Consider the following 6,380-nt stretch of genomic DNA (forward strand, 5'->3'; position numbering starts at 1 on the left):
GATCCTCGACGTACCGTGCGGCTTCGGGAGGATCGCCGGACCGCTGCACGAACGCGGCTACGACGTCACGGGACTCGACTACTCATCCACGCAGCTCCGCTTGGCGCAGGTACGCCACCCCGGTCCGCGCTATGTCCAAGGAGACATGCGCGAACCACCCCCTGGGCCGTTCGACGCGGTCCTCAACATCTTCTCCAGTTTCGGCTACTTCGAGGAGCGAGCCGACGACATGGGCGCGCTCGCGGCCTGGCACGAGGTGTTGGTCCCCGGTGGAGTGCTCTTGATGGAACTCATGCATCGCGATCGACTCGCCAATCTCTTCGATCCGGAGGCGCAGCTGGACGACCAAGGTCCGTATCAGGAGATCGTCACGACCGACTGGGTCACGGGAGTGCGGACCTCCACGGTCACGTCCGGAGACATCACCAAGACGTTCCGGGTGCGTCTCTACACCGCGACCGAACTGGCACGCGAGCTCCGGTCCATAGGTTTCGCCACCGTCAGCGTGTTGGGTGGGCTCGACCCCGATTCGGTCCTCACGCCGCACACCCGCCTAGCGATACTCGCGGTCAAGTAGGCGTTGGCGGACCGTCAACACATGGCGGTCGCCTCCCGAATCTCCGAAGACTGAGCGCCCGCATCCGTGGTTGTGCGTGCGTCAGCTTCGGGCCGCTAGGAGACATAACACCGGACCAAGTCCGGGGGCCGGCTCGCTGGGTGGAGCGCTGCCCGGCCCTGCGTACGCTGGACGGCGATGCAATTCCGGGTGCTGGGTCCCATCGAGATCGCCGCTGGTGATCGGGTCATGAGGCTGTCGAGCGACCGTCGGCGCAGGTTGTTGGCGGTTCTGCTCTCGCACGCGGGGCAGACGGTGTCGAGGGATCGGCTCATCGAGGCGGTTTGGGGAGCCGACCCGCCGGGTACGGCCGGCGCGTCGCTGCAGAGCCACGTCTCGCGACTGCGTAGGACGCTGCGAGACCTCCAGGAGGGCGAGCGCATCGTCACCCGCGGCGGCGGGTACGTCTTGGTCCCGGCGGAGAGCGACGACATCGACGCGGCAGCATTCGACGAGGAGGTGCAGCGCTCCCGGGCGCTGGTGGACGACGACCCGGCTGCGGCCCTGCGCATGGTGGAGCAGGCGCTCGGGCGGTGGCGCGGATCGCCGTACGGCGAGGCTGCCGATGCAGTGGCCGAGGAGGTACGCCGCCTGGAGGCTGTGCACGCCTCGGCGCGGGAGGCGCGGGTCGAGGCGCTGCTGGCGCTTGGGCGGCACGAGGAGATCATCGGGGAGCTCGAGGGCCGTCTCGAGCTCCAACCGCTGGACGAGCGGGCCGGCGGCCAGTTGATGACGGCGCAGTTCGCATCGGGCCGGCAGGCAGACGCCGTCGAGCTCTACCAGTCGTTGCGGGAACGGCTCGCCGACGAGCTTGGGGTCGATCCGTCGCCGTGGCTGCAGCAGCGCTACCAGGACTTGCTGCGACAGGACCGCGAGGTGCTCGCTTCCTCTCGCGACCGCGGTGACCAGCGGCCCGAGGAGCAGCCGTCACCGGAGCAGATCCAGCGGCTCGACGGCGGGGTTGCCTTCGGGGGAGCGCTGCCACGACGACCCACGAGCTTCGTTGGCCGCGACGCCGATGTGACCGCGGTCGCAGAGCTGGTGGCCTCGGAGGCGCTGGTGACCCTGACCGGCCCCGGGGGTGTGGGCAAGACACGCCTGGCGGCCGCCGTGGCTGAGTCCCTGTCGGAGCGCTTCGACGAGCAGATCGTCGTCGAGCTCGCGCCGGTTCGCGACCCCTCCTCGCTCGACGCGGCCGTCGCGGGAGCGTGTGGAGTCGTGCCCGGCGCCGGTGGGACCCGCGCGCGGCTGGTCGAGGCACTGCGCGACCGCTCGCTGCTGCTGATCCTGGACAACTGCGAGCACCTGTTGCCCGAGGTGGCGACCCTCGTCGATCACCTGATCCGACGATGCAGGTCGCTGACGGTGCTGGCAACGTCCCGCGAGCGGCTGGCCGTGGACGGGGAGCACCGGTGGCCGGTGCCGCCGCTGGACGCTCCGTCCGACGCCGAGACCTCCCTGGAGCCGATCGCGGCCGCCCCGGCGGTGACCCTGTTCTGCGACCGTGCCCGGGCAGCCGACCCGGCGTTCGCGCTCACCGAGGACAACGCCGCAGTGGTCGCGGAGATCTGCCGCCGTCTCGACGGGATCCCCTTGGCCCTCGAGCTGGCGGCGGCCCGCGTCACGGCGTTCCCGGTCGACGCGTTGGCCGCGCGCCTTGACGAACGGTTCGGCCTGCTGACCGCCGGTCCCCGCCGCGAGGGCGGGCCCCACCGCACCCTGCGCGACGTGGTCGCCTGGTCCTACGACCTCCTGGACGAGGGCGAGGCGCGCCTGTTCGAGCGGCTCAGCGTGTTCGCCGGCGGGTTCACGCTGGCGGCGGCCGAGGAGGTCGCCGGCGTCGAGCCCGCCACTGCCGGCATGGTGGCGACCGACCTCGCCTCGCTCGTGGACCGATCCATGGTCGCGCGCTCCGGATCACGCTACGGCCTGCTCGAGACACTGCGTGTCTACGGCTCGCAGCAGCTCGCCGAGCACGGCGAGGCCGACACGGTCCGGTCCGCCCACGCCCGCTACTACGCAGGCGTCGCCGAAGAGGCAGGTGCCGCGATCGCCGGTCCCGACGAGGGACCGTGGGCGGACCGGCTGGACCGCGAGCTCGACAACCTCCGTACGGCCCACAGGTGGGCGGTCGACGTGGGTGATGCCGACCTGGCGCTGCGGATCTCGGGCTCCCTGACCTACTACGGAGACTGGTGGCTGATCGACGAGATCCCACGCTGGGCGGAAGAGGCAACAGCGCTGCCCGGCGCGGCCGGTCACCCGCTGCTGCCGTGGGCGTACGGCGCCGCGGCGCGGGGCGCGGGCAACCGCGGGGAGCTCAGCCGCTCGGTTGAGCTGGCACGCCGCGGGCTGGAGGCCTCGTCGTCCGCCGACGATCCCGCCCGCCTCGTGCCCCTGCGCGCGTTGAGCCTCGTCGCCTTCTACGACGGCCGCCTCGACGAGAGCCTCGAGCAGGAGGCAGAGATCCTCAAGCTCGCAACCGCCAACGACCGACCCTACGACGCCACGTACGTCTGGATCATGCGCACGCTCATCTGGACCTACGCCGACGAGCTGGAGGAGGCGCTGACGGCTGCGGACCGTGCCGGTGCTCGGGCCGAGCGGCTGGGCAACCGCCACCTGCTCGCCTTGGCCGCCTACTGCCGCGGCGAAGCGCTGGCAGCGGCCGGATCGGACGACGCCTTGGGGTGGATCGAGGAGGCGCTCACGACGGCCCGCGAGCTGGGCGTGCCGCTGGTCGAGGCAATCGCCCTCGTGACGCGGTCGTCACTCCGCGCCCGGCAGGGGGACCCTGCGGCCGCGCTCCAATCCTTCCGAGCAGCGATCGTACGGTTGCGCCGTGGCGGGGACTGGACCCACCAGTGGACGACGCTGCGCAACCTTGTGTTCCTCCTCGCACGGATCGACGCGCACGAGCCAGCGACGGTGCTGCTCGGAGCGATCGACGCCACGGGGACGTCGGCCCGCATCTACGGCGAGGACGCCGAACGACTCCGCAGCGTCAAGGCGCAGCTCCGGAGCAGCCTGGGCGCCAGCAGGTTCACCGAAGCTCACGATCGCGGGCGGCACATGACCGACGCCGGGGCGGTCGAAGTGGCGCTGGCGACCATCGACGAGCTCGACGGCTGAGCGACACGGCTCCCACAAGCCAGCCACAAGCGCCTGACACAGTATGGGTGGCGTCACGACGATCGGGGACCGCACCCCCGCGTCAGCACCAGCTGGTCCGGTGGACAGGAGACGTCGCGGTGGAGGCCGTACGCGAGCTCGGATCGATCCTGGGGATCTGGGCCCATCCCGACGACGAGACCTACCTGTCCGGCGGACTGATGGCGGCCGCCGTGGACCACGGACAGCCTGTCGGATGCGTGACGGCGACCCAGGGCGGCCGCGGGACCGACGACCCGGATGGCTGGCCGCCGGAGCGGCTCGCCCAACTCCGCCGCCGCGAGCTGTTGGCCGCCCTCGAGCTGCTCGGCGTCGACGAGCACGCCTGGCTGGGCTACGCCGACGGGCACTGCGCCGACGCACCGACCGAGCCGGCCGTCACGCAGCTCGCGGCGATCATCGAGGACTTCGCACCGGACACGATCGTGACCTTCGGCGACGACGGGCTGACCGGACACCCCGATCACATCGCCGTGGGGCGTTGGGCCCGCCGGGCCCGTGCGGCCGTCGCCCCTCACACACGGGTGCACTGTGTCTGCAAGGAGGCCGGATGGGTGGAGCGGTTCGCTGAGCTGCACGACCAAGTCGAGCTGTTCTGGCCGGGCCACCCGATCGTGACGCCGACCGAGAGGATCGCGCTGCACCTCGAGCTGCCCGATGCGCTACTGGATCGGAAGGTCGCCGCGCTGCGTAGGCAGGCGAGCCAGACCGTCCCGCTGATCGAAGCCTTCGGGCTGGACCGCTGGCGGGAGTGGATCCGCACCGAGACGTTCGCCCACCTCAGCAACGACCGCAACGACACCCCGACGCGACCTCCGGGGCGGCACATGCCGGCCGCAACCCCGCCACAAGGACGCCCCGTCACGATGATCGCGGGGGATGGACGTGACCGCACGCGACTGCACAGGAGCCCGACGATGACCTCACCCGAAACGACCACCGCGCAACCCGACCCCGACGTCCTCGAGACCTTCGTGGACGGGGTCCTCGACGACATCAAGGGCCACCAGGTGACCATGATGACCGCGCTCGGCGACCACCTCGGCCTGTTCGACGCGCTCGAGGACGGTCCCGCAACAAGCCAGGAACTGGCCCGCCGCACCAGCCTCCACGAGCGCTACGTCCGCGAGTGGCTGTCGGGCATGACCGCCGCCGGCTACGTCACCTACGAGCCGTCGGATGCCACCTTCCGGCTGAGCCCGGAGCAGGCGCAGGTGCTGGGCTCAGGGACCGGGCCGGTCGCGCTCGCCGGGCTGTTCCACGAGTTCCCCGCGACCTACGAGGTCTTCGACGACGTCAAGCGTGCCTTCCGGGACGGCGGCGGCGTCCCCATCAACGCCTACGGCCAGGCCTGGTGGGACGGCATGGAGCGCTTCACCGCGACCTGGTTCGACAACCTACTGCTGGACGAGTGGATCCCCGCCACCGACGGCATCAAGTCCGCGCTGGAGGCCGGCGGCCGGGTGGCCGACGTCGGCTGCGGCCGGGGCCGGGCGCTGATCACGCTGCTGCAGGCCTACCCGAACATCACCGCTATCGGCTACGACGTCTCCGAAGCGCAGCTCAAGGGTGCGCGCCGCAACGCCGAGCAAGCCGGCGTCGCCGACCGGGTCGAGTTCGTCGACCACGACGCCGCGCAGGGCATCGACGGCCCCTTCGACCTGGTGACCATCTTCGACGTCGCCCACGACCTCGCCGAAGCCGAGCTCGACGCGGTGTTCCGCGCCGTCCACGACGCGCTGGCACCCGACGGGTCGTTCCTGCTGCTGGACTTCAAGGTCGCCGACCGGCTCGAGGACAACATCGGCCGCAACCAGGCGATGTTCTACGGCTGGAGCCTCTTCTACTGCATGACCACCGCCCTCGCACGAGACGGCGAGGCACTCGGCACCTGCGGCCTTCCCGAGAGCGAGGTCCGCACCCGCTGCCAGAAGGCCGGCTTCAGCACCGTCGACGTCGTGCCCTTCGACGACCCGTTCAACGTCCTCTACCAGGCCAAGCCGTGAACCCGACCCCACGACGACGAACCGAGAGGAAACGACATGCTCGCCCGACGACACCTGACTGCAGTGCTGGCCACACTCCTCCTACTCCCACTCGGAGTCGGTACAGCCACCGCCGAGCAGGCCACGCGCCAACGTGCTGAGGTGCTGACCTTCGACGACCACGCGGAGGCCGGCCACGCGCAGCTGCTGCGGACCGACGACACCGTGCGCACCCGCGCTCGCCTGTCCCGCATCGAGCCAGGGGTCTACACCCTGTGGTGGGTCGTGTGGAACGCCCCCGAGAACTGCGAGACGCCGTTCGCCTGCACCGACACAGACCTGTTCGACCCCGAGGTCGAGGTCGCCATCGGCTACGGCGGAGGACGCCTCGTCGAGCACAGCGGCCAGCTGAACCTCGCCGCATCGCTCCGAGAAGGCGACGAGCTGGCCGGCTTCCCCACCGAGTTCGGCATCCCGTTGGCCGACGACATGGATGATGCCCGCCACGCCGAAATCCACCTCGTGATCCGCAGCCACGGGGAGAAGATCGCGGGCCTGGTCGACGAGATGCTGCACACCTTCAACGCCGGCTGCATCTACACAGGTCC

4 protein-coding genes are annotated in these 6,380 nt (G+C 70.7%); all 4 read left to right on the plus strand.

From position 1 onward, the window contains the following. The coding region (locus tag M3N57_04475) for a class I SAM-dependent methyltransferase (GenBank protein MDP9021953.1) at positions 1-577 on the plus strand (577 nt) is incomplete at its 5' end. Between the two features lie 177 nt (positions 578-754). Further along, the gene (locus M3N57_04480) at positions 755-3,748 is read left to right on the plus strand and encodes a winged helix-turn-helix domain-containing protein (GenBank protein MDP9021954.1); all 2,994 of its coding nucleotides are present in this window, start codon (positions 755-757) and stop codon (positions 3,746-3,748) included. 119 nt (positions 3,749-3,867) lie between these two features. After that, complete coding sequence (locus M3N57_04485) at positions 3,868-5,793, plus strand: PIG-L family deacetylase (GenBank protein ID MDP9021955.1); 1,926 nt, start codon at positions 3,868-3,870, stop codon at positions 5,791-5,793. Positions 5,794-5,829: 36 nt separating this feature from the next. Next, on the plus strand, positions 5,830-6,380 hold a 551-nt coding region (locus tag M3N57_04490; protein MDP9021956.1), incomplete at its 3' end, for a hypothetical protein.

This window comes from Actinomycetota bacterium, assembly GCA_030776725.1.
Lineage (GTDB): Bacteria > Actinomycetota > Nitriliruptoria > Nitriliruptorales > JAHWKO01 > JAHWKW01.

Excerpts from the sequence above, each read along its gene's own strand:
- M3N57_04480 (MDP9021954.1), top strand. The coding sequence starts at position 755 with ATGCAATTCCGGGTGCTGGGTCCCATCGAGATCGCCGCTGGTGATCGG.